The 20820-nt window shown below is 65.6% G+C and carries 21 protein-coding genes and 1 riboswitch; of the genes, 16 read left to right on the top strand and 5 right to left on the bottom strand.

Features of this window, described 5'->3' with window-relative positions; translation table 11 throughout:
* Window positions 1–39: 39 nt before the first annotated feature.
* Both DDQ68_RS16945 and DDQ68_RS16940 read right to left on the bottom strand, forming a co-directional pair.
* Window positions 40–240 (bottom strand): helix-turn-helix transcriptional regulator, encoded by a 201-nt coding sequence (locus DDQ68_RS16945; protein WP_109657364.1) that lies wholly within the window; start codon window positions 238–240, stop codon window positions 40–42.
* Window positions 230–700 carry a hypothetical protein gene (locus DDQ68_RS16940; protein WP_109657363.1) on the bottom strand — a complete coding sequence of 157 codons (471 nt, stop codon included), beginning with the start codon at window positions 698–700 and terminating at the stop codon, window positions 230–232. The genes DDQ68_RS16945 and DDQ68_RS16940 overlap by 11 nt, the downstream gene beginning before the upstream one ends.
* A gap of 227 nt (window positions 701–927) precedes the next feature.
* Here DDQ68_RS16940 and DDQ68_RS16935 point away from each other — a divergent pair, with 227 nt between their 5' ends.
* The 3 genes from DDQ68_RS16935 (at window position 928) to DDQ68_RS16925 (ending at window position 2609) form a co-directional block, all read left to right on the top strand.
* Window positions 928–1722: a HipA family kinase gene (locus DDQ68_RS16935; protein ID WP_109657362.1), complete on the top strand. Its 795-nt coding sequence runs from the start codon at window positions 928–930 to the stop codon at window positions 1720–1722.
* Complete coding sequence (locus tag DDQ68_RS16930; protein WP_109657361.1) at window positions 1700–2083, top strand: DUF3037 domain-containing protein; 384 nt, start codon at window positions 1700–1702, stop codon at window positions 2081–2083. Before DDQ68_RS16935 ends, DDQ68_RS16930 begins: the two co-directional genes overlap by 23 nt.
* Window positions 2084–2168: 85 nt before the next feature.
* On the top strand, window positions 2169–2609 hold the full coding sequence (locus DDQ68_RS16925; protein WP_109657360.1) for a hypothetical protein: 441 nt from the start codon (window positions 2169–2171) through the stop codon (window positions 2607–2609).
* A 25-nt stretch (window positions 2610–2634) separates the two neighbouring features.
* Here DDQ68_RS16925 and moaA read toward each other — a convergent pair whose 3' ends face one another.
* On the bottom strand, window positions 2635–3675 hold the full coding sequence (gene moaA / locus DDQ68_RS16920) for a GTP 3',8-cyclase MoaA (RefSeq protein ID WP_109657359.1): 1041 nt from the start codon (window positions 3673–3675) through the stop codon (window positions 2635–2637).
* Between the two features lie 135 nt (window positions 3676–3810).
* On the opposite strand from moaA, the gene DDQ68_RS16915 reads away from it, so the two are divergent.
* Together DDQ68_RS16915 and DDQ68_RS16910 are read left to right on the top strand one after the other, a co-directional pair.
* On the top strand, window positions 3811–4053 hold the full coding sequence (locus tag DDQ68_RS16915; protein WP_109657358.1) for a MoaD/ThiS family protein: 243 nt from the start codon (window positions 3811–3813) through the stop codon (window positions 4051–4053).
* Window positions 4054–4301: 248 nt separating this feature from the next.
* Entirely contained in the window at window positions 4302–4724 is a 423-nt protein-coding gene (locus DDQ68_RS16910) for a molybdenum cofactor biosynthesis protein MoaE (protein WP_109657357.1), read from the top strand.
* A 337-nt stretch (window positions 4725–5061) separates the two neighbouring features.
* Here the strand turns inward: DDQ68_RS16910 and DDQ68_RS23535 are convergent, their stop codons facing one another.
* Window positions 5062–6255, bottom strand: coding sequence for an NTP transferase domain-containing protein (locus DDQ68_RS23535; RefSeq protein ID WP_211320165.1), 1194 nt, complete (start codon window positions 6253–6255; stop codon window positions 5062–5064).
* Between the two features lie 5 nt (window positions 6256–6260).
* Window positions 6261–6752, bottom strand: coding sequence for a cyclic pyranopterin monophosphate synthase MoaC (moaC, locus tag DDQ68_RS16900; RefSeq protein ID WP_109657356.1), 492 nt, complete (start codon window positions 6750–6752; stop codon window positions 6261–6263).
* A 190-nt stretch (window positions 6753–6942) separates the two neighbouring features.
* On the opposite strand from moaC, the gene DDQ68_RS16895 reads away from it, so the two are divergent.
* From DDQ68_RS16895 to DDQ68_RS16850, 11 genes are all read left to right on the top strand, one after another.
* Window positions 6943–8154, top strand: coding sequence for a molybdopterin molybdotransferase MoeA (locus DDQ68_RS16895; protein ID WP_109657355.1), 1212 nt, complete (start codon window positions 6943–6945; stop codon window positions 8152–8154).
* A 135-nt stretch (window positions 8155–8289) separates the two neighbouring features.
* Window positions 8290–8398, top strand: a riboswitch (SAM riboswitch).
* Window positions 8399–8591: 193 nt separating this feature from the next.
* Window positions 8592–12206, top strand: coding sequence for a methionine synthase (gene metH / locus DDQ68_RS16890; RefSeq protein WP_245897450.1), 3615 nt, complete (start codon window positions 8592–8594; stop codon window positions 12204–12206).
* Between the two features lie 176 nt (window positions 12207–12382).
* Window positions 12383–13339: a methylenetetrahydrofolate reductase [NAD(P)H] gene (gene metF, locus DDQ68_RS16885; RefSeq protein ID WP_109657353.1), complete on the top strand. Its 957-nt coding sequence runs from the start codon at window positions 12383–12385 to the stop codon at window positions 13337–13339.
* 129 nt (window positions 13340–13468) lie between these two features.
* On the top strand, window positions 13469–13945 hold the full coding sequence (locus DDQ68_RS16880; RefSeq protein WP_109657352.1) for a tetratricopeptide repeat protein: 477 nt from the start codon (window positions 13469–13471) through the stop codon (window positions 13943–13945).
* Window positions 13946–13959: 14 nt separating this feature from the next.
* Window positions 13960–14523: a hypothetical protein gene (locus DDQ68_RS16875; RefSeq protein ID WP_109657351.1), complete on the top strand. Its 564-nt coding sequence runs from the start codon at window positions 13960–13962 to the stop codon at window positions 14521–14523.
* Between the two features lie 57 nt (window positions 14524–14580).
* Window positions 14581–15363: an MIP/aquaporin family protein gene (locus DDQ68_RS16870; RefSeq protein ID WP_162550187.1), complete on the top strand. Its 783-nt coding sequence runs from the start codon at window positions 14581–14583 to the stop codon at window positions 15361–15363.
* 128 nt (window positions 15364–15491) lie between these two features.
* Window positions 15492–16382 carry an SDR family oxidoreductase gene (locus DDQ68_RS16865; RefSeq protein ID WP_109658481.1) on the top strand — a complete coding sequence of 297 codons (891 nt, stop codon included), beginning with the start codon at window positions 15492–15494 and terminating at the stop codon, window positions 16380–16382.
* Between the two features lie 223 nt (window positions 16383–16605).
* A complete protein-coding gene (locus tag DDQ68_RS16860) occupies window positions 16606–18015 on the top strand; it encodes an L-lactate MFS transporter (RefSeq protein WP_109657349.1) in 1410 nt (469 codons plus the stop codon).
* A 34-nt stretch (window positions 18016–18049) separates the two neighbouring features.
* The gene (locus DDQ68_RS23295; protein WP_170121928.1) at window positions 18050–18190 is read left to right on the top strand and encodes an MFS transporter small subunit; all 141 of its coding nucleotides are present in this window, start codon (window positions 18050–18052) and stop codon (window positions 18188–18190) included.
* Window positions 18191–18380: 190 nt separating this feature from the next.
* Entirely contained in the window at window positions 18381–18986 is a 606-nt protein-coding gene (locus DDQ68_RS16855; RefSeq protein WP_109657348.1) for a gluconate 2-dehydrogenase subunit 3 family protein, read from the top strand.
* A gap of 96 nt (window positions 18987–19082) precedes the next feature.
* Window positions 19083–20774, top strand: a complete 1692-nt coding sequence (locus DDQ68_RS16850; protein WP_109657347.1) for a GMC family oxidoreductase — start codon at window positions 19083–19085, stop codon at window positions 20772–20774.
* The last annotated feature ends 46 nt before the right edge of the window (window positions 20775–20820 follow it).

Below are 20820 nucleotides of genomic sequence, written 5' to 3'. Positions count from 1 at the left end.
CAACCTCTACCAAGGGCCCAAGGCCCCAGCGGGGGCATTTCAGTCGCCGTCTTCCAGCCCGAATAATTGCTCGACGGGCTTGCCGAACACACGGGCTAGTTTCAGGGCCAACGCCGTGGAGGGCACGTACTTGCCGGCTTCCATGGCGTTGATGGTCTGGCGGCTCACGCCGATGCGGCGGGCCAGCTCGTCTTGCGTGAGGCGTAGTATGGCGCGCTCCACGCGCAGGTTATTCGTCATGCGCCGCCGCTTGGGCCCCGCGCCGCAGCGCCACCTGAAACCGCACCATGAACAGCAGCAGTGGCGTAAACAGCGCATACATCATCACGACAAAAAACGCGCTGCCGCTCACCAGCAAGAAGGCCAGCGCCAACAGCGCTGAATACGTGTACAGGGCCCACAACAGCGAATCGAGCCGAATTTGGCCAATGTATTCGTCCTCCTGCCGCTCGCGCGAGCAAGCCGCCAGCAAACTGCCGGCAATGAGCAGCACGGCGTACAAATCGTGGTTGGCCCGCACCGAACGGCCGGCTACTACGTCCGGCAGGTCGCCGTTGCCGATGGGCGAGGGCAGCCACGCCAGCAGGTGCGGCAGGTGCAACACGTCGTACATCTCCAGCAGGCCCAGCGCCAGGGCCCCGGCGGCCAGCACCCAGCCCACCCGCTTGTAGCGGTGCGGAAACAAAAATTGCGTCGGCATAATGAGTTGGTTGAAGTGAGAAACTTGCGCTGCAAACGTAAGGCATAATTTACTTTATGTAAAATATACTTTACAAAAAGACAGGATTTTATAACACTTGCCGGTGGCCATGCGGCCGCCCGGGCCCCCCGGGGTATCGCCGCCGCCCGGGGCCCGGGGCGGCGCACTGCACCGCAAAACCTGCCAATCTGTGCGTCCTTTGCAGCCCCCGTTTCCTCCTTGCCCCCATGCCTGCTATTCCTTTAGAACTCCGCACCGTGCACGTGACGCGCTACGTGACGCCGCTGCGCGAGGGTGGCTCGCTGCCCGCGCTGGTGGAGGCCGACGACGGGTTTTTGTACGTGCTGAAGTTCCGGGGCGCGGGGCAGGGCCTGAAGGCGCTGGTGGCCGAGTTGATTGTGGGCGAGCTGGCCCGGGCCCTGGGTCTGCGGATGCCGGAGCTGGTGTTTTGCCAGCTCGACGAAGCCTTCGGCCGCACCGAGCCCGACGAGGAAATTCAGGACCTGCTGCGGGCCAGCACCGGCCGCAACCTGGCCCTGCACTTCCTGTCCGGGGCCAGCACCTACGACCCGCTGCTGGCCCCCGTGGGGGCCCCGCTGGCTTCGCTGGTGGTCTGGCTCGATTGCCTGACGCTGAACGTGGACCGCACCGTGCGCAACACCAACTTACTACTGTGGCACAAGGAGTTATGGCTGATTGACCACGGCGCGGCCCTCTACGTGCACCACACCAGCCCCGACTGGGCCGAGCGCCCCGGCGGCCAGCGCCTGTTCCCGCAAATAAAAACCCACGTGCTGCTGCCCCAGGCCACCGCGCTGGCCGCGGCCGATGCCGAGGGCCATGCCCGCCTCACGCCCGACGTCATCCGAGCCGTGGTGGCCCTGGTGCCCGACGAGTGGCTGACGGACGACGCCCCGCCCGAAGCCCAGCGCGCCGGCTACGTGCGCTTCCTCGAAAGCCGCCTGGCGGCCTCCCCCACCTTTGTTCAGGAAGCCGACGATGCCCGCCAAGGACTTATTTGAGTACGCCGTGCTGCGCGTGGTACCGCGCGTCGAGCGCGAGGAATTCCTCAACGTGGGCGTTATCGTGTACTGCCGGGCCCAGGGCTTCCTGCAAGCCCGGTTTACGCTGCCCGAAGCCCGCCTGCGCGCCTTTTCGGCCGCGCTGGACCTGGACGAGCTGGCGGCGCGCTTGCACGCCTTCGAGCGCATTTGCCAGGGCCGCGCCACCGGGGGCCCCATTGGCCAACTCGCTATTGCCGAACGGTTTCGCTGGCTCACCGCCACCCGCAGCACCGTGGTGCAAACCTCGCCCGTGCACCCCGGCCTATGCACCAACGCCGCCGAAACCTTGGCCCAGCTGCACGCGCAACTGGTGGAGTAGCACGGCAAGTATTATTTACTGAACTTCATCAACCAAATACTGAAAGGGATATATATTCGTGGCTACTTGTCAGCCAGCCGTTTATATGAAGAACCTCCTACTCGCCGCGGCTTTGCTACTCGGGCTTTGCCCAGCCCATGCCCAAACCGGCCCGGCCCCGGGGCCCCCGGCCGTCAGTGCCACGCACGCCGATAGTCTGGCCGTGCTGCACCGGGTGTTTCACCGGGGCCGCCTTGGCGGCCGCATCGGCACATTCGTACTCGCAGGCGCTACCACACTGAGCGTTGTTAGCGTAGCAAACCGGCCTGGCGACCAAAAAAAATTCACCACTGGTGTTCAGTTCGCCGTCATCCCCTACTACGCCGGCCTGATGGTGATAGACGTTGTGCGGTGGGCGCGGTTCAGCCAGCGCCGGGAAGCGTCGATAGTACGGCAGTTTGAGGAAGGCCAGCCGCTTCCGCCCTACGTGCAGCGGAGCTTCAAGCGAAGTTTTGCGCGCGAAATGGCCCGGCAGCACCGCTTTTAAAACCTGAAGCCGGGGCCCCGGGGCCCTAACCGCCGATGGTGGCCATGCTCTCGAAGTTGAGCTGGTGCAGCGGGCGCTGGCTTTCGGCCTCGAAGCCGTTGGCGGCACGGTAGCGGAAGGCATTGGCCAGGGCCTCCACCACGTCGGCATCCGAGGCGCCGCCGCGCAGCAGGGCCCGCACGTCAAGCACGCCTTGGTCGTAAAGGCAGGTTTTGATGCCGCCTTCGGCCGTGAGGCGCAGGCGGTTGCAGGTGCCGCAGAAGGTGCGCGAATACGCCGCAATGATGCCCACCGTGCCCCGGTGCCCGGCAATGCGGTACTCTGAGGCCGTAGCGCCAGCCTCCGTGGCCACCGGCGCCAGGGCTCCAAAGTGGTTTTCCAGGTGCTGGCGGATGCGGCCGTGGTGCCAGGGCAACGAGGCCGGCGTGGCCACGTGGCTGCCGCCATTAAAGGGCATTTCTTCGATGAAGCGCACGTCCACGGGCAGGTCGCGGCTGAGGGTAGCCAGCGGCACGAGGTCCTCGATGTTGCGGCCGTCCATCACCACGGCGTTGATTTTCACCTGAATACCGGCCTCCAGCAGCGCGTGGAAGGTTTCCATCACCCGCGGCAGCTCGTCGCGCCGCGTGATTTGGAAGAACCGCTCGCGGTCAAGTGTGTCCAGGCTCAGGTTCACGGCTTTGACGCCCATGCGGGCCAGGGCCGGCACGTGGGGCGCGGTGAGCACGCCGTTGGTGGTCAGGCTGAGGTCGTCGATGCCCGGCAGGGCGGCCAGGCGCTCCATGAAGGGCACCAAGTCGCGTCGCACGAAGGGCTCGCCGCCGGTGAGGCGCACCTTGCGCACACCCAGGCCGGCCAGCAGGCCTACCAGGCGCAGCATTTCCTCGTAGCTAAGCAGCTCGTTTTTAGGCATGTACTGGATGCCTTGCTCGGGCATGCAGTAGAAGCAGCGCAGGTTGCAGCGGTCCGTCACGGCCAGGCGCACGTACTCCAGCGGCCGGCCGTGCTGGTCGATAAGAGTAGCAGCCGGCGTGATGGTAGCCGGCAAAAGCGTAGAAGTCAGCATATTCAGTCCCGGATTTGCCCGGTCGTACGTAAAGCAGGCGGGCTCAGCTAAACCTCTAATCGGCCGCCGGTGTTCAAGGGCGCAACACCAATGACCCCGGCGGACGTTTCCGCTCGGGTAAATTTACCGAAAATTATGGCCCTGAAAATCGCTCTCTTCGGCATCACCCGCGACATTGTGGGCCAGCCCACGCTGGAGATGCCCACCCCCGCCCCCGCCACCGTGGGGGCCCTGCTCGACTACCTGCGGGCCCAGTACCCGGCCCTGGGCCAGTTGCGCAGCTGCGCCGTGGCCGTGAACAGCGAGTACGCCCCCGCCGAGCAAGCCATCGGCTCCAACGACGAAATCGCGTTGATTCCGCCCGTAGCCGGCGGGTAACATTTTAGTTAACAGTGCGCAGTTAACAATAATCGAATCGTTTTTATCCGACCTGTTAACTGCGTACTGTTAACTGACAAGTAGTTTGGTAGAATTGATTATGCAAAAAGGCGGTCATGCTGAGCTTGTCGAAGCATCTCTACTACTTCGTTAAACGATTGGTTTAGTGAGCGGTAGAGATGCTTCGACAAGCTCAGCATGACGTGCTAAAAAATTAAATCAATTCCACCGAACTACTTAACTGAAAAATGACGCCCCACCTCTCCATTACCGACCAACCCATTGACGTGGCCGCGGCCCTGGCCGCCGTGCAGACCGACGCCGCGGGGGCCGTCAATTCCTTCATCGGCACGGTGCGCAACCAGAGCGGAGGCCGCCGCGTGCGCCGCCTGCACTACGAGTCGTACGACAGCATGGCCCTCACGCAGCTGGGCCACGTGGTGGCGCAGGCCTGCGAGCGGTGGCCCATGCTGCAAGAAGTAGCCGTGGTGCACCGCAAAGGCACCCTAAGCCTCGGCGACGTGGCCGTGGTGGTAGCAGTGGCCACGCCCCACCGCGCCGAGAGCTTCGCCGCCTGCCAGTTCATCATCGACACGCTCAAGCAAGTCGTAACCATCTGGAAGCGGGAGGAATACGAGGACGGCACCGAGTGGGTAGCAGCGCACCCGTAGGGGCCCTATCGTCTTGAATTTGATGCCGTTTTATTTTAGGGCCAGAGAAAATAAAAAGGTCATACTCATCTGGCGCCCGCATAGCCGAAGCATCTCTCCCGCAGTAGTAATTATACTCGTCACAAAGTAGGGTGCGGGGCTTGCCCCCGCCCGTCGCTGCACGAAAGCCGACGGGACCGTTCAATGACGGGCGGGGGCAAGCCCCGCACCCTACTTCGTTTTTGCATTCCACTTCGCGAGCAGTATAGTTACTCAGCGGGAGAGATGCTTCGGCTATGCAGGCGCCAGATGAGCATGACCTTTTCATTAGCATTAATGGTCTTTCCACCACCTCTCCTCAACCCCCTTGCAGCGTTGTTTCCACTTCAGCGCGCTCCTCGGGCGTGTTCACGTTACGCAGCTCCTCGGGCGCGGGCGGGGCTAGTATGGCGGTGTCGGAGTTGATTAGGGCCTTGCGCGGGCACGAGTAGCCGAGGCTGAGGAAGCGCATCAGCTCGCCGTAGGCCCTTGGTTCCCAGATGGTAATGAGCGGCTCGGGGAAGTCGTTCCAGGGGCTTTGCAGGGCGGTGGCGAAGCGGCCGGGCTGGCGGTGGCTCACCAGAAACTCCAGCGTGGTGCGGGTGAGCAGCGGCAGGTCGCAGGCCAGCACCAGCCACGCGGCGTTGGGGTCGGCCCGGAAGGCGCTTAGGAGGCCACCCAGGGGCCCCAGGCCGGCAAACGTGTCGGGCAGCGGCACGAGGCCGGCGGGTAATTCGTTGGCTTGGTCGGGGCGCACGGACACGCGCACATCGGCGCAAAACTCGTGGAGCAGCGCGGCGGTGTGCTGGCGCTGGTCGGCGGCGCCGTGGTAGCGCAGGGCCCCTTTATCGGTGCGCATCCGCTCGCTGCGGCCGCCGGCCAGCACCAAGCCGCGCAGCACGGGCACGGCCGCGGCGTACCATTTTTGGATGAACGCGGCGATGCCGGCCGCATCGGCCAGGGGCAGCACGGGCGGCTGCGGAGCCCCCGCCAGGTGTGCCAGCAGCACCGGCGGCAGCTCGGTTTGGCCGGCGGCCAGCAGCACGAGGCGCACGTCGGTGAGGCGGTCGAGCTTCTTGTCCAAGGGCTTGCGCGGGTCGACGATGACGACTTGCTGGCGGGCGCGGAAGTGGTTGCCGTTCACCAGCACCACGCTCTCGTGGGCCAGCAGCTCGGGCTGCGAGAACTTATCCAGGGCCCGGGCGGTGTTCAGCTGGCGGTACGTGATTTTATCAATCAACTCAGCCGAGAGGCCATTTTCGCCCACGGCCGGCACCAGCTGGGCGGATGCCGGGGCCCCTAGGGCGGCGTCGGCGGCGGCGTGGTCGGCATCCACGTAGGCCACGCGCAGGGCTGGGGCCAAGTGGGGCAGCAGCCGCGCCACCAGCGCTTGAATATCGCCGCACGGGGCCCCCAGGATGGCCAGTTCGTGGCGGCCAAATTCGCCCAGGTCGGGCCGGGCCAGGGCGGCGTGCTTGGCGCGTTTCGGCACTTTATCGGGTTGGTTTTCCATGGGGATTACGAGTTTTCGGGCCGCAGAAAGTCGCGCTTGCCGCCGGTTTTTTCAACCAGCTGCACGCCCGTAATGGTGATATCGTGCGAGAAGGCTTTGCACATGTCATAGATCGTGAGGGCGGCCACGCTGGCGCCGGTCAGGGCCTCCATTTCGACGCCGGTGCGGCCCGTGACGACGGCTGTGCACACCACGCGCAGGGCGTCGGGGCCGTCGGGCTCGATAGTGATTTGGCAATCATCGAGGCCCAGCGGGTGGCAGAGCGGGATGAGGTCGGCGGTTTTTTTAGCCCCCATGATGCCCGCCAGGATGGCCGTGTGAATGACGGGCCCCTTGTGGCTGGGCAGCTCGCCGGCCCGCACGCGGCCCAGCAGCTCGGGGCCCAGCACCACGCGGCAGTGGGCGCGGGCCAAGCGGCGGGTAGGCACTTTCTGGCCCACATCCACCATCGTGGGCTGGTTGGCGGCGTTGACGTGGGTGAATTTGTCGGATAGCATTGCTAGTTGTCAGTTGTTTGTTGTCGGTTGTCAGGGCGAGCGTGACGGAAGGCCGATGGGGCCGTATACGTTTCGCCGGCCGCTTTAGCAGTTGGTGGCCGCAAAGGTGCGACCGGGCCACCTTTGCGAGCCGAGCACTTCCCGCATACCAGCCGCCCAGCAACTGCCAACAAACAACTGACAACTAGCTATGATTTCCGTTGCCGAAGCCTACGCCCGCGTGCTGGCCACCGCCCCCGCGCTGCCGCCCGAAACCCTGCCCCTGCCCGAAGCCACTGGCCGCATCCTGGCCGAAGACCTGGCCGCCGACCGCGACTTTCCGCCCTTCGACCGGGTGGCAATGGACGGCATTGCCGTGGCCCACGCCGCCTGGGCCGGGGGCCAAACGGTGTTTCCGGTGGCGCACGCGCAGTTTGCCGGGGCCCCCGCCCGGCCGCTACCCGGCCCGGGCGTGGCCGTGGAGGTGATGACCGGCGCCGTGCTGCCCCCCGGGGCCGACGCGGTGGTACGCTACGAGGACATCACCCTTACTAACCAGCAGGCTACCATTAACATCGCGCCGCCCGCTCAGCCCGGCACGAACGTGCACACCCAGGCCACCGACCGCCGCCGCGGCGATCTGTTGCTGCCCGCCGGCACCCGCCTCACGCCCGCCGCCCTGGCCGTAGCCGCCACCGTGGGGGCCCCCAAAGTGCGCGTGACGCGCCTCGCCCGGGTAGCGGTGGTGAGCACCGGCGACGAGCTGGTGGACGTGGCCGCTACGCCCTTGCCCCACCAGATCCGGCGCTCCAACGCCTACGCAGTGCAGGCCCTGCTGGCCCCCGCCGGGGCCGACGTGCACCTGTTTCATCTGCCCGACGACCTGCCCCGGCTGCGCCAGGGCCTGACCAATATCCTCGCCGCTGGCTTCGACGCCGTGGTGCTGAGTGGGGCCGTGAGTAAGGGCCGCGCCGACCACCTGCCCACGCTGCTGCGCGAGCTGGGCGTGGTGGAAATTTTCCACGAAGTGAACCAGCGCCCCGGCAAGCCCATGTGGTTTGGGGCCCGGGCCGATGGAGGCCCCGTGGTGTTCGGCCTGCCCGGCAACCCGGTTTCAACGCTGCTGACGGCGGCCCGCTACGTGCGGCCGTGGCTGCTGGCCACCCAGCAGCCGGCGGCCGGGGCCCCGGGGCCCACGCCGGCCGTGCTCACGGCCCCCGTGCAGTTCCGCCCCGCGCTGGCGCACCTGCTGCCGGTGGCCATTGCCGTGGATGCGCTGGGGGTGCGCCGCGCCACGCCGATAGCCGTGGGCGGCTCCGGCGATTTGGCCGGCCTGCTCGGGGCCGATGCGTTTTTGGAGCTGCCAGCCGAGCTGACGGACTTTGCCCCCGGCACCGTGTGGCCGGCGTGGCCGCTGTCGTAGCAGTAGGATCCCGGCCCGGAAAACCTCACGGAACCTCAACAAGCTTGTTCATTTCACAACGGCCAGATACTGGCACCCCTCTCCGCAGGAGAGGGGCCGGGGTGAGGTGACGCGCCGTGCGTATCTTCGCAGTAGCTGCTATCCAGAAAGACCGAGGGACTGGGCCCTGTGACGTCTTGGCAACCTGCTCTGAGTAGGTGCCAACTCCCGTTCTGCCAATGCGTTTGGCCGAAGAAGATGACAGCCGGGACCGCCCTCACAGGGGGCGGGTTTCTTTCTGGATAGGCGCGTTTATCCGCCGCTTTTATCTGGTTAGCATGTCCGGTTTCGCTTCTTCACCCACTCTTACTGCCCCCCCCACGACTGCGGCCGACGCCGCTTGTTGTAGCCCTTTACCAGAAATTCTGCGCCAGCGCTTGCTGATTCTGGACGGTGCGATGGGCACCATGATTCAGCGCCACCCGCTCACGGAGGAGGACTTCCGGGGCCCCCGCTTCGCCGACCACCCCAAGCCGTTGCGCGGCAACAACGACCTGCTGAGCCTGACGCGGCCTGACATTATCCGCGGCATTCACGCCGAGTATTTTGCCGCCGGGGCCGACATGGTGGAAACCAATACCTTCTCAGGCACCACCATCGCCCAGGCCGACTACGGGCTCGAACACATTGTGTACGAGCTGAATTACGAGTCGGCGCGCCTGGCCCGCGACGCGGCCGACGAGTACAGCACGCCCGACAAGCCGCGCTTCGTGGCCGGGGCCGTGGGGCCCACCAACCGCACCGCCTCGCTCTCGCCCGACGTGAACCGCCCCGGTTTCCGCGCCGTGACGTTCGACGAGCTGGCCGCGGCCTATCTGGAGCAGGTGCGCGGGCTGGTGGACGGCGGCGTGGATACGCTGCTCATCGAAACGATTTTCGACACCCTGAACGCCAAGGCTGCCCTTTACGCGGTGCAGAAGTTTTTTGACGACGGCGGGCGCCGGGTGCCGGTTATGATTTCGGGCACCATCACCGACGCCTCGGGCCGCACGCTCTCGGGCCAGACGGTGGAGGCCTTCTGGAACTCCATCCGCCACCTGCCGCTGCTGAGCGTGGGCTTGAACTGCGCCCTGGGCGCGAACCAACTCAAGCAGTACGTGGAGGAGCTGAGCCGCATTTCCGACGTGCACATTTCGGCCTACCCCAACGCCGGCCTGCCCAATGCCTTTGGCGGCTACGACGAGTCGGCCCAGGAATTTGCAGCCCTGGTGGAAGACTACTTAAAGGACGGCATCCTCACCGTGGTGGGCGGCTGCTGTGGCACCACGCCCCAGCACATCGCCGAACTGAGCAAGCTGGCCGAAAAGTACCGGCCGCGCCCGCTGCCCGCCGCCGGGGCCCCAACCACCCGCCTGAGCGGCCTGGAGCCGTTTGGTATCACCCACGACAGCCTGTTTGTGAATGTGGGCGAGCGCTGCAACGTGACCGGTTCGCGCGCCTTTGCCCGCCTCATCCGCACGGGGGCCTACGAGGAGGCCCTGGCCGTGGCCCGCGCCCAGGTGGAGGGCGGGGCCCAGGTCATCGACGTGAACATGGACGAGGGCATGCTCGACTCGGAGCAGGCCATGACCACCTTCCTGAACCTAATTGCCTCGGAGCCCGACATTTCGCGGGTGCCGCTGATGATTGACTCCTCGAAGTGGAGCGTGCTGGAGGCCGGCCTGAAGTGCGTGCAGGGCAAGAGCATCGTGAACTCGATTTCGCTGAAAGAGGGCGAGGAAGTGTTTTTGCAGCGCGCCCGCACCGTGCGCCAGTACGGCGCGGCCATGGTGGTAATGGCCTTCGACGAGGACGGCCAGGCCGACTCGCTGGCGCGCCGCAAGGAAATCTGCCAGCGCAGCTACGACCTGCTGATGGGCATCGGCTTCCCGGCCGAGGACATCATTTTCGACGCCAACATCCTCATCGTGGGTACGGGCATGGAGGAGCACCGCACCTACGCGCTCGATTTTATTGAGGCCGTGCGCTGGATAAAAGCTACCCTGCCGGGGGCCCTCACGAGCGGCGGCGTGAGCAACATCAGCTTCTCGTTCCGGGGCAACGACGTGGTGCGCGAGGCCATTCACTCGTCGTTTTTGCTGCACGCGATTCGCGCCGGGCTCGACATGGGCATCGTGAACCCCAGCCAACTGGCCGTGTACGACGACGTGCCCAAGGACCTGATGGAGCTGGTGGAAGATGTGCTGCTGAACCGCCGCGCCGACGCCACGGAGCGCCTGGTGGACTTCGCCGAAACCGTCAAGAAGAAGGACAAAGCCGAGGTGGTGGCCGATGCCTGGCGCGCCTTGCCCGTGCAGGAGCGCCTGCAACACGCCCTCATCAAGGGCATCACCGAGTTCATTGACCAGGACACCGAGGAGGTGCGCCAGCAGGTGGCCCGGCCCCTGGACGTGATTGAGGGGCCCCTGATGAGCGGCATGAACGTAGTGGGCGACCTGTTCGGGGCCGGCAAAATGTTTTTGCCCCAGGTGGTGAAGTCGGCCCGCGTGATGAAGAAAGCCGTGGCCTACCTGGAGCCCTACCTGCTGGCCGACAAGCAGAGCGGCGACCGCCAAACCGCCGGCAAGATTCTGCTGGCCACGGTGAAGGGCGACGTGCACGACATCGGCAAGAACATCGTGGGCGTGGTGCTGGCCTGCAACAACTTCGACATCGTAGACCTGGGCGTAATGGTGCCCCTGGAGCGGATTCTGGACGAGGCCGTGCTGCAAGGCGCCGACATCATCGGCCTCTCGGGCCTTATTACGCCCTCGCTCGACGAGATGGTGTACGTGGCGCAGGCCATGAAAAAGCGCGGCCTGGAAATACCGCTGCTCATCGGTGGGGCCACCACCTCGCGCCTGCACACGGCCGTGAAAATTGCGCCCGGCTACGGGGGGCCCGTGGTGCACGTCAACGATGCCTCGCGCAGCGTGGGCGTGGCCGCTGGCCTGCTCGGCTCGGGCCGCGATGCTTACGCCCAAACCGTGGCTGACGACTACGCGGCCCTGCGCATCGACTACGCCGGCCGCCAGCGCGACAAGAACTACCTGCCCATCGACGCCGCCCGCGCCAACGGCGTGCAAATCGACTGGGCCGGGGCCCCCATTACCAAGCCCACCTTCCTGGGCACCCGAACGTTTGATAACTACGACCTGGCCGAGCTGGCGCAGTACATCGACTGGACGCCGTTTTTCCACACCTGGGAGCTGAAGGGGCGCTACCCGCGCATCCTCACCGACGAAAACCTGGGCGAAGCAGCCACCCGGCTCTTCGAGGACGCGCAGGCCATGCTAAAGAAAATCGTGGACGAGAAGCTGCTCACGGCCCGCGCCGTGGTGGGCTTCTGGCCGGCCAACACCGTGGGCTACGACACCATTGAGCTGTACGCCAACGACGAGCGCGGGGCCCCCGTGGCCGAGTTCTTCACCCTGCGCCAGCAGGGCGAGAAGGGCCCCGGCATCCCCAACATCGCTTTTTCCGACTTCCTGGCGCCCAAGGAAACCGGCCGGGCCGATTACCTGGGCGGCTTCGCTGTGACGACCGGCATTGGCATCGAGAAGCTGGTGGAGGCTTTTGAGAAAGACCACGACGACTACTCCAGCATCATGGTGAAGGCCCTGGCCGACCGCCTGGCCGAGGCCTTCGCCGAGCGCCTGCACCAGCGCGTACGTGAAGAGTTCTGGGGCTACGCGGCCGACGAAAAGCTGACCGGCGACGACCTCATCCAGGAGAAGTACCGGGGCGTGCGCCCAGCCCCCGGCTACCCGGGCTGCCCCGACCACACCGAGAAAATTACCCTATTTCAACTGCTTGACGCCGAACGCCAAACGGGCATCACCCTCACCGAAAACCTGGCCATGTACCCCACGGCGGCCGTTAGCGGCATGTACTACGCCCACCCCGATTCGCGCTACTTCGGCCTCGGAAAAATCGGCCGCGACCAGGTGGCGGACATGGCCCAGCGCAAGCACATGGCCCTGCCCGAGCTGGAGCGCTGGCTGATGCCGAATCTGAATTACGAACCGAAGTAGCGCCGCCACCCGGCCCGGGCTGCCGGCTTTTCGCCGGCTGCCCGGTACCCCCCAGGGCCCCCAGACGCATTCAACGGCCGCGACGATCAGCAGACAGTCGGGGGCCCAAATTTTCTTCTACGATTAGCGGGCAGCCGGCGAAAAAGCCGGCAGCCCGCCCCGCCCGTTCCCGCCCCATGAAAGTCACCGACCACCTTGCCCAAGCCGACGGCAAGACGCTGTTTTCCTTCGAAGTACTGCCACCCAAAAAGGGCGAAGACATCCACACGCTGTTCTCGAACATCGAGCCGCTGATGGAATTCAAGCCGCCGTTCATCGACGTGACCTACCACCGCGAGGAATACGTGTACCGCCAGCACCCCAACGGCCTGCTGGAGAAGAAAACCGTGCGCCGCCGCCCGGGCACGGTGGGCATCTGCGCGGCCATCAAAAACCGCTTCGACGTGGACACCGTGCCGCACCTCATTTGCGGCGGCTTCACGAAGGAAGAAACCGAGAACGCGCTGATTGACTTGCACTTCCTCGGCATCGACTCGGTGCTGGCCCTGCGCGGCGACCCGATAAAGTCGGACGGCGTGTTCAAGCCCGAGCCCGACGGCCACGCCTACGCCTGCGACCTCATCGGGCAGCTGGCCGACCTTAACAAGGGCGAGTACCTGGACGAGGCCCAGGACGATACCTGGGCCACCGACTTCTGCATCGGCACGGCCGGCTACCCCGAAAAGCACTTCGAGGCCCCCAACTCCGGGGCCGATATCCGCTACCTCAAGCACAAGGTGGACCGCGGCGCGGACTACATCGTGACGCAGATGTTTTTCGACAACGAGCAGTTTTTCGACTACGAGCGCCGCTGCCGGGAAGCCGGCATCACCGTGCCCATCATCCCCGGTCTCAAGCCCTTAACGACGAAAGCGCAGCTCACCATGCTGCCGCGCACCTTCTTCCTCAACCTGCCCGAGGCCCTGGTGGAAGCCGTGAGCCAGTGCCGCGACAACGAGGCCGCCCGCGCCGTGGGCATCGAGTGGTGCCTCAACCAAAGCCGCGAGCTGATGGCCCACGGCGTGCCCTGCCTGCACTACTACTCGATGGGCAAGGCCGAAAGCATCCGTAAAGTGGCCAAGGAGCTGTTTTAATTTTAGTTATCAATTAACAGTGCGCAGTTAACAGTTAGCGCTGGCAATGACTGATAGCCAGTGGGCCCCTACCACCCCCTGTTAAACCGTATGCTTGTTCACTGATAACTATTTACTATTCACTGAAATATGCTCGACGACCTCTTCGCCCAGCTCCGCGTGGCCACTGCGCCAGCCGAGATTGAGGCCCTGCAAAACGGCATCTGGCAGGTGTGGCTGGCCACCGGCGACGCGGCCCTTGACAAGCAACTGGAGGCCGGCATGCGGGCCCTGCAAGCCGCCGATTTCACCCGCGCCATTGGCGTGTTTGACGAACTGATTGCCGCCGCCCCACACCTGGCCGAGGGCTGGAACAAGCGCGCCACCGCTTACTATCAGCGCGGCGACTACCGCGCCTCGCTGGCCGACATTGCCGAAACCCTGCGCCGCGAGCCCCGGCACTTTGGGGCCCTGTGGGGCCAGGCGGCCATTTTGCGGCAGCTGGCCGACCCGCGCCGGGCCCTGCGCGCACTAAAGCAGCTGGAGGCCCTGTGCCCGCACCTGCCCGGCCTGCGCGAGCAGCAGCTGGCCCTGCGCGAGCAGCTAGAGGACGGCGGCACGCCATAAAGTACCTTTCGAACATGAAAACGTTCTTTTCTATTTCAATTCACGCGCTGGCGCTGGGGGCCCTGGCCGGCTTGCTGACGGCCTGCGACTCGACCCCGCGCGAGCGCCAAGCTGTGGTGCACGAGCAGTCGCGCAAGCTCGACACGCTGGCCCGCGAGGGCGGCCAAACCCTGGCCCGCATGGGCCGCCAAGCCGCCCGCTACGACGCCGCCAACCGCGCCCGCCGCGCCGAGCCCCTGAGCCCGGCCCGCAAAAAAATCTTCGCCGCCAACCTGCTGGGGCCCTACGCCGAGCACCTCGACGCCATGATGCCGGCCACCATCGGGGGCCCCTACCAGCAACTGCTGCGGCAAACGCGCGCGCGCCACCAGGCCTGGACCGACCGCGACTGGGACTACGCCCGCGCCGTGTACGCCGACGTGAACGCCGCCCTGGCCCGCGTGCGCCTCGACTTGCCCGCCCGCGACGAGCTGCGCGTGCGCGCCTGGCAGGCCGAATTTGTGGCCCTGCAGGCCGGCCACACCGCCGCCGAGCTGCGCGCCGCCACCCGCGACCCCGCCGCCGCCGCTCGCCGCTGATTGCCAACCCGCCGGGCGTTTCTGCGTTGGAAAGCGTCTACCAACGCTTTTTGCCCCGTGGGTTTTGCCTCCGAATTGCTTTCGGCCCTGCGCTGCCACTGGCCCTACTACCTGGTAGAAGCAGCGGGCCCCGCAACCTTTCTGATTGTATCGAGCGCCGCGGCGGTCGTGTTTCACCACCCCGATTCCGCGGTGGCCCGCACCTTCGGGCCCAGCGAAATGGGGCAGCGCGTTGGGCTGGGCTTGGTAATAGCGGTGCTGATTATGGCCATGGCCTACTCGCCCTGGGGCAAGCGCTCGGGGGCCCACTTCAACCCGGCCGTGACGCTGGGTTTCTGGCAAATTGGCCACATCCGCACGGCCGACGCGGTGTGGTACGTCGCATTTCAGTTTGCAGGGGCCCTGGCGGCGGGCTCTGCCATGTTTCACTTGCTGCGACCATGGTTTGGCTACCCCGCCATTCATTACAACACCACCCGGCCCATCGAGGGTGATTACGGCTGGCTGTGGGCGCTGCTCGCCGAAACTGGCATTTCGGCGGCGTTCATGCTGCTGCTGCTGCGGGCATTGCATTCGGCGCAGCTCAAAGCGTGGGTGGGGGCGCTGGCGGGGCTGATGCTGGCCGTATTTATTGTGTTCGAGGGCCCCATTTCGGGCATGAGCCTGAACCCGGCCCGCTCCACGGGCACGGCCGCCGCTGCCGGCCTGGCCCCAGCGCTGTGGCTTTACTTCGTGGGGCCCCTGCTGGCCATGTGGGCCGCGGCCGCGTGGTTTGGGCGCTACCGGGCCCGTAAAGCCCTGGCTGAGCGCCCACCCGTGTACCCCGACGCCACGGCCTAACGGGGCTCCGCATGGCCGGCACGACCTTTTTTGCGTAAAGCAGGGGGTCACTCTTCCTCCGCACCATGCCTCCTCAAAAATCCACCGCCGCGGCCCCTAAGGGCCCCACCGACGCCCCCAAGCCCAAAATGCCCGCGCCCTCCGACGCTCCCGTGCGCCCCACGGCCAAGGACATGAAGGCCGCGGCCCAGAAGCTGCCTTACCCTGGCAAGCAGGCCGACATGAAAATGCAGCCGCAGTCGGACCTGCGCGCCTACCGCGCCGCCGGCAAGCTCCAAGACAAGATTGCCCTCATTACCGGGGCCGACTCGGGCATCGGCCGGGCCGTGGCCGTGGCCTTCGCCAAGGAAGGCGCTCATGTGGCCATCGTGTTCAACGAAAACCTGGAGGATGCCCACCAAACCCAGGCCATGGTGGAGGCCGAAAAGCGCCGCTGCCTGGTGCTCCAGCTCGACGTGCGCGACCCCGAGCAGTGCAAGCAGGCCGTGCGCCGCACCGTGCAGGAGTTCGGCCGGCTGAACATCCTGGTGAACAACGCCGCTTACCAAATGGCGCAGGAGAAGTTCGAGGAAATTCCGGAAGAGCAAATCCGCCGCACGTTCGATACTAACATCCTGGGCTACATCTGGATGGCGCAGGCCGCTATTCCGCACCTCAAAGCGGGCGACGCCATCGTGAACACGGGCAGCATCGTGGGCATCACGGGCATCCCGCTTTTGGTAGACTACGCCGCCTCGAAAGCCGGCATTCACGCCCTCACCAAGTCGCTGGCCCTGTACCTGGGCGAGCGCAACATCCGGGTGAACTGCGTGGTGCCCGGCCCGGTCTGGACGCCCAACATCCCCGGCACCATGCCGCTGGACGAGATTGAGAAATTCGGCCACGAAGTCGCCCTCAAGCGCCCCGGCCAGCCCGACGAGCTGGCCCCGGCCTACGTGCTGCTGGCTTCGGACGACGGCTCGTTCATGACCGGCAGCCTCGTGCACGTGACCGGCGGCAAGCTCAGCAGCGACGAGTAGGGCCCCCGGGGCCACTGGGCTCCCTGGCCGGACCGCTTGCCTCCGGGGCGGGCGGTCCGGCTTTTCATTGGCGGGCCACGCAGGTATAGCTAATTAGCAACTTTCCTGGCGCCCGCAGGGCCGAAAGCTCAGAAACCCACCTACCTTTCTTCCTGCGAACCGTCGAGCCCCCGGGGCCCGGTTTGCTAGGCTACTTCTTTTCCCCACCCTCTTTCCCTTTTTAATGGCCGATACTTCGACCTCACTCCTCGACCGGAGCCGCACCATTGCGGGCCCCGGCTACAACCGTTGGCTAGTGCCCCCGGCGGCCCTGGCCATTCACCTGGCCATTGGGCAGGCCTATGCCTTCAGCGTGTTCAACAAGCCGTTGGGCTCGCTCATCAGCGGCGACCCGGTCAATCCCGACGCCCTGGACTGGACGCCCACTCAAATCGGCATCACGTTTTCCATCGCCATTGTGCTGCTGGGCTTGTCGGCCGCTTTGTTTGGTAAGTGGCTGGAGCGCGTGGGGCCCCGCAAGGCCATGCTGGCGTCGGCGCTGTGCTTCGGCGGCGGCTTCCTGATTGCGTCGCTGGGCATCAGCCTGCACAATATCTGGCTGGTTTATTTCGGCTACGGCTTCGTGGGCGGCATTGGGCTGGGCATTGGCTACATCTCGCCGGTCAGCACCCTCATCAAGTGGTTTCCCGACCGCAAGGGCGTGGCCACCGGCATGGCCATCATGGGCTTTGGCGGCGGGGCCATGATTGCCTCCCCGCTCTCGGTAGCATTGATGGCGCACTTCAAAGCAACGGCCCCGCAGGGCGTAGCGCCCACCTTTATCACCTTGGGCATCATCTACTTTATCTTTATGCAGTTTGGGGTGTGGACCATCCGGGTGCCGGCCAATGACTGGGCCCCGGCCGGCTACGTGCCCAACATGGAGCACAGCGCGCTCGTGACGACGGGCAACGTATCGGCCGACAATGCCATCAAAACGCCGCAGTTCTGGCTGCTGTGGGTGGTGCTGCTCACGAACGTAACGGCTGGCATTGGCCTGCTCGAAACTGCCTCGCCGCTCATCCAGGACACGTTTTCGGACAAAGCAATGGGCATTGGGCAGGGCGTAACGGCCGCCGCCGCTGCGGGCTTCGTGGGGCTGCTCAGCCTGTTCAATCTGCTGGGGCGCTTCTTCTGGTCGTCGGCCTCCGATAAGCTGGGCCGCAAAACCACCTACGCCATTTATTTCGGCCTCGGCATTTTGCTCTACATGCTGGTACCGACGCTGGGGCACAACCTCCAGCTCACGTTCTATGTAATTGCGGCCTGCGTAATTGTCAGCATGTACGGCGGCGGCTTTGCCACGGCCCCGGCGTTCCTGTCCGACCTGTTCGGCAAGTACCAGGTGGGGGCCATTCACGGCCGCCTGCTCACGGCCTGGAGCACGGCCGGCGTGCTGGGGCCGCTCATCGTGCACCAGCTGCACGACCGCGCCAAGGCGCAGGGCCTGACCGGCGCGGCAGCCTACCAGAACGTATTTTACACCATGGCGGGCCTGCTGGTAGTGGGCCTGTTGGCCGACTTGGCCGTGACGGCCGTGAAGGAGCAGTACTACGAAAAGGGCCCCGTCACCGTCGAAGCAGGCGGCCACTAAGTTGCGGCCGTTTCACCTTTTAGCACTCTTTGCCATGAACCCGCAAGCCCCTAACCCCAACGCCGCCGATACTTCGTCGGGTAGTTCCGCCGTCATTGCCTGGCTCTTCGTGGGCCTGCCCCTCGCCTGGGGCGTCTCGCAAACGTTCCTCAAGGCGCTGGCCCTGTTTAAGTAGCCGTCCTCGCTTTTCCTTGTTGACGAAAGCAGCCGGCTCCCCGCCGGCTGCTTTTTTTGGGCCCCGGCGCCAACCGATTGGGCCCCGGGCGGGTTGAGCGGTAACGCAGGCTTGCAGCAACCAGCAACGGGCGTCTGCCGTTGAGTTCACTGGCTCCTGCCGTTTCACCGCCCGCTTCCCCCTATCCTTGATGTCTGCTCCTCACTACCCGGCCGGCACGGTGCGCGCCCTGCTGCCCACCGCCCACGTATCCGACGCTACCCGCGCCGCCTTGCAGCAGCGCCTCGACGCGCCCGCCGACTACGCCCCGCAGCTGCTGGCCCCCGAAACATTTGCTTTGCTCGAAGCTGTGGCCGCCTGCTTGTTTCCGCAGCCCGACCGTCCCGAGCACCCCATTCCGCTGGCCCCGTCCGTGGATCAGCGCCTGGCCGAGGGCCGCGCCGACGGCTGGCGCTACGACGTCCTGCCGCCCGACCGCGAAGCCTACCGCCTGGGCCTGGGTGGCATCCAGGAAACGGCGCAGGCCTTGTTCCTGAACGACTTCCCCACTCTCGATACCCAGCAGCGCCACCACGTGATGCAAGCCGTAGCCGGCGGCACCCCGCCCGGTACCACCTGGCAAACGCTGGACGCCGCCCGCTTTTTCGAAGAAATGCTGGCTGAGCTCACCGAAACCTACTACGCCCACCCGCTGGCCCAGGAGGAAATCGGCTACGTGGGCATGGCCGACCTGCCCGCCTGGACGAAAATCGGCCTCAACGAAAAGGACGACCGGGAAATACCAATGAGTGAATGAGCGCAGGACTGAAGGAATGATGGAGCGAAACACCGCCCCAGCTCTTAGCGCCTGCCCCCGTCCATTCACCCATTCATTCATTTACTCATTCCCCCAATGCCCGACGAAGAAGTATTAGAAGAAGGTGTGCTGAGCCCGGTGCAGCCGGCAATTCAGGACCCGCTGCTGCGCGAACTGATGGCCGACGCGCCCACCACCGCGCCGGCCCTGGCCATCCCGCAGGAACAAGCCCAGCCCACCACCGCGCCGCTCGAAGAAGTGGATTGCGTGGTCATCGGCCTCGGGGCTGGCGGGGCCCCGCTGCTGGCCCGCCTCGCCCAGGCCGGCCTGAAGGTGGTGGCCCTGGAAGCCGGCCCCTGGCACAACCCCGCGAAGGACTTTGCCACCGACGAGCGGGCCCAGGACTTCCTGTTTTGGAACGACGAGCGCCTCTCGGCCGGCGGCGACCCGCTGGCCATGGGCAAGAACAACTCGGGCACCGGCGTGGGTGGCTCCACGCTGCACTATACGGCTTACACGCCCCGGCCCCTGCCCGACGACTTGCACATCAAGCGCGACTTTGACAAGGGCGAGGACTGGCCCCTGACCTACGACGACCTCGCCCCGTACTACGAGGAGGTGGAGCAGTTTCTGGGCGTTTCGGGGCCCTCACCCTACCCCTGGGGCCCCAGCCGGCCCAAGGGCTACGCCCTGGCCCCGCTGCCGCTCAATAGCGCCGCCCAACTGATGGTGCGCGGAGCCGAGAAAATTGGCATCCGTACCTCGCCGGCGCCCAACGCGGCGCTGTCGGCCCGCTACTACCAGGAGGGCGTGGGCTGGCGCGAGGCCTGCACCAACCGCGGCTTCTGCCAGGCCGGCTGCTCGAACGGCGCCAAGGCCAGCATGGATGTGACGTTCATTCCGCTGGCGGTGAAGTACGGGGCCGACATCCGCCCCAACAGCTTCGTGACCGAGATTGAGCGCAACGCCCAGGGCCTTATCACGGCCGTGGTGTACACCCAAAACGGCCAGCAGCACCGCCAGCCCTGCCGCAACCTGTTCCTCTGCGGCGGCTCGGTAGAAACCCCGCGCCTGCTGCTAATGAACGAGTTGGCCCTCAGCAGCGGCCAGGTGGGCCGCAACCTGATGGCCCACCCCGGTGTGCAGGTCTGGGGCACGTTTGCCGACGAAGTGCGCCCCAACAAGGGCATTCCCGGGGGCCTCATTTCGCAGGACACCCACCGGCCCAAGGATGCTGACTTTGCTGGCGGCTACCTGCTGCAAAGCATCGGCGTGATGCCCGTGACGTTTTCGGGCCAGGTGGCCCGGGGCCGCAAGCTGTGGGGCCAGCCCCTGCGCGACTACATGCGCAACTTCAACCACATCGCCGGCATCAACATCCTCGGCGACTGCCTGCCCCACACCAGCAACTACCTGGAGCTGAGCGATGAGCTGGATGCCCGCCAGCTGCCCAAGCCGCGCCTGCACTTCACAGCCCAGGAAAACGAGCACCGCATGAACGCCCACGCCGAAAAGGTGATGCGCAACATCTGGGAAGCCGCCGGGGCCACCGATATCTGGGCCTTCAACCGCTACGCCCACGTCATCGGCACGGCCCGCATGGGCCTGAGCGGCGACGACGCCGTGGTGGACCGCGACGGCCGCGCCTTCGAGGTGCCCAACCTCTACATCTCCGATAACTCCACGTTCCCCAGCGCCCTGAGCGTAAACCCGGCGCTCACCATCATGGCCCTGAGCCTGCGCACCGCCGATAAATTCCTGGAGCGCGAGCAGCACCGGGACGCATAAATCAATGACCAATTGACAATGAGTAATGAGCAATTGTCAGTAGCAT

Origin of the sequence: Hymenobacter nivis, assembly GCF_003149515.1 — a bacterium.
GTDB classification, from domain to species: Bacteria; Bacteroidota; Bacteroidia; order Cytophagales; family Hymenobacteraceae; genus Hymenobacter; species Hymenobacter nivis.
The sequence above is the reverse complement of the archived record's forward strand: the minus strand, read 5'-3'. Positions and strand labels throughout refer to the sequence as shown.

Coding starts and splice junctions, on each gene's coding strand:
- DDQ68_RS16945 (WP_109657364.1), bottom strand. CDS start 240: ATGACGAATAACCTGCGCGTGGAGCGCGCCATACTACGCCTCACGCAA.
- DDQ68_RS16940 (WP_109657363.1), bottom strand. CDS start 700: ATGCCGACGCAATTTTTGTTTCCGCACCGCTACAAGCGGGTGGGCTGG.
- DDQ68_RS16935 (WP_109657362.1), top strand. CDS start 928: ATGCCTGCTATTCCTTTAGAACTCCGCACCGTGCACGTGACGCGCTAC.
- DDQ68_RS16930 (WP_109657361.1), top strand. CDS start 1,700: ATGCCCGCCAAGGACTTATTTGAGTACGCCGTGCTGCGCGTGGTACCG.
- DDQ68_RS16925 (WP_109657360.1), top strand. CDS start 2,169: ATGAAGAACCTCCTACTCGCCGCGGCTTTGCTACTCGGGCTTTGCCCA.
- moaA (WP_109657359.1), bottom strand. CDS start 3,675: ATGCTGACTTCTACGCTTTTGCCGGCTACCATCACGCCGGCTGCTACT.
- DDQ68_RS16915 (WP_109657358.1), top strand. CDS start 3,811: ATGGCCCTGAAAATCGCTCTCTTCGGCATCACCCGCGACATTGTGGGC.
- DDQ68_RS16910 (WP_109657357.1), top strand. CDS start 4,302: ATGACGCCCCACCTCTCCATTACCGACCAACCCATTGACGTGGCCGCG.
- DDQ68_RS23535 (WP_211320165.1), bottom strand. CDS start 6,255: ATGGAAAACCAACCCGATAAAGTGCCGAAACGCGCCAAGCACGCCGCC.
- moaC (WP_109657356.1), bottom strand. CDS start 6,752: ATGCTATCCGACAAATTCACCCACGTCAACGCCGCCAACCAGCCCACG.
- DDQ68_RS16895 (WP_109657355.1), top strand. CDS start 6,943: ATGATTTCCGTTGCCGAAGCCTACGCCCGCGTGCTGGCCACCGCCCCC.
- metH (WP_245897450.1), top strand. CDS start 8,592: ATGGGCACCATGATTCAGCGCCACCCGCTCACGGAGGAGGACTTCCGG.
- metF (WP_109657353.1), top strand. CDS start 12,383: ATGAAAGTCACCGACCACCTTGCCCAAGCCGACGGCAAGACGCTGTTT.
- DDQ68_RS16880 (WP_109657352.1), top strand. CDS start 13,469: ATGCTCGACGACCTCTTCGCCCAGCTCCGCGTGGCCACTGCGCCAGCC.
- DDQ68_RS16875 (WP_109657351.1), top strand. CDS start 13,960: ATGAAAACGTTCTTTTCTATTTCAATTCACGCGCTGGCGCTGGGGGCC.
- DDQ68_RS16865 (WP_109658481.1), top strand. CDS start 15,492: ATGCCCGCGCCCTCCGACGCTCCCGTGCGCCCCACGGCCAAGGACATG.
- DDQ68_RS16860 (WP_109657349.1), top strand. CDS start 16,606: ATGGCCGATACTTCGACCTCACTCCTCGACCGGAGCCGCACCATTGCG.
- DDQ68_RS23295 (WP_170121928.1), top strand. CDS start 18,050: ATGAACCCGCAAGCCCCTAACCCCAACGCCGCCGATACTTCGTCGGGT.
- DDQ68_RS16855 (WP_109657348.1), top strand. CDS start 18,381: ATGTCTGCTCCTCACTACCCGGCCGGCACGGTGCGCGCCCTGCTGCCC.
- DDQ68_RS16850 (WP_109657347.1), top strand. CDS start 19,083: ATGCCCGACGAAGAAGTATTAGAAGAAGGTGTGCTGAGCCCGGTGCAG.